Source organism: Thermogutta sp., from assembly GCF_014359955.1.
Classification (GTDB): Bacteria; Planctomycetota; Planctomycetia; order Pirellulales; family Thermoguttaceae; genus Thermogutta.
Map to the genome: position 1 here is coordinate 1 of NZ_JACIYL010001023.1, position 1310 is coordinate 1310.

General features: G+C 58.9%; 2 protein-coding genes. One reads left to right on the forward strand and one right to left on the reverse strand.

What is annotated here, in order from left to right:
• Window positions 1–851 (forward strand): hypothetical protein (locus H5U08_RS19080; protein ID WP_297036835.1); only part of this gene is annotated, 851 nt, incomplete at its 5' end.
• 118 nt (window positions 852–969) lie between these two features.
• On the opposite strand, the gene H5U08_RS19085 is transcribed toward H5U08_RS19080, so the two are convergent.
• Window positions 970–1310 (reverse strand): hypothetical protein (locus tag H5U08_RS19085; protein WP_297036840.1); only part of this gene is annotated, 341 nt, incomplete at its 5' end.

Genomic DNA, 1310 nt, shown 5'->3' on the forward strand with positions numbered 1-1310 from the left:
TCGCCGATCCCCGACAATGGCGGCGTCTGGAAACCCGCCTGTTGGTCCGCAGTCCGGAGGGGTGGCAGGGATACACCTATGTCTGGAACGATGCTCAAACAGATGCCGAGCTTTTAGACGGCGCAAAGACCGTGCAGGTTTCGGCGGCGACTCCAACAGGTCGGGACACATTATCGTGGTATTTTCCAAGTCGCTCGGACTGCATGGCCTGCCATACTCCCGCCGCGGGATTCGTGCTGGGTCTGAACACCCGACAACTCAATCGACCCGTCATTCGGGATTCAATTTCTCCGATCAGTGTGACCAACGCGAACGCGCGCGTTTCTAACGAAGCCGATCATGGGGAACCGGAAATGCGATCGGAAAGCGGAGAGCGCCTTAACCAGATCGCCCTGTGGCGTGCGCTGGGCGTTTTCGCCAATCCGCCCCAAGGTTCGCCGGAGCAGTGGGAGGCCTATCCCGACTGGTTCACGGCTTCCAGGGCCACAGCTGGGCAGCGTCAGGAGCTTGTTCGCGCGTACCTCGACGCCAACTGTGCCATGTGCCACGTTCCCAATGGCATCGTCAATCGTCCCGATTTCCGCTACCACACACCGCTGGAAAAAGCGCAGCTAATCGGCGTGAATCCTGGGCAGGGTCAGGTGGGACCGCAGGGAAGCAAAATCGTTCGTCCGGGCAGCCCCGAAGCCAGCGAACTGTGGCACCGCCTCCGTCTCCGGGGCCCGCGTCAAATGCCGCCGCTGGCCAGCAATCGGGCGGATGAGCGTGCGGTGTCCCTCGTCGAGCAGTGGATCAGGGACCTGCAAGACACCTGGCAGGCTCCCACAGCAGGTCCCTCGCGACGCCGCTGATGTTTTTTTCCACTCAATATTGATTTATATTCGTTCCCTATAACAATTGACGATCGAATAACTAGCATAGAAAGCACCGCAGCATTATTCGGATCTTCGATAAAAGATCTGCCACTATTTATCGTTTGCCGCGGATGCATACCGTCACCTTCGCCTGACTGGTGGCGATCACCCGGTGAATGACTATTTCCGTCGCGCCGTTCATCCTGCCTGGGTAACAGGGGACTGTTTCGCGGAGCAACCGAAGGTGCCGCACGATCGTTTCATTACTCACGGCGCCACGGTCCTGGAGAGGAGATGCACCGTGGGGTGAGCGGGCAGGATCGGGATTCTCCGGCAAATTTCGGAGAAATTCGAAGCCTTTCGCGGCCACTGATTTGTTGTTGGTATTGATATTGCATCCCACCAGGCCGCCCTGTGCCGGCGGCCGAGCGCGATTGAGCCAGATCGTCTTGCTCG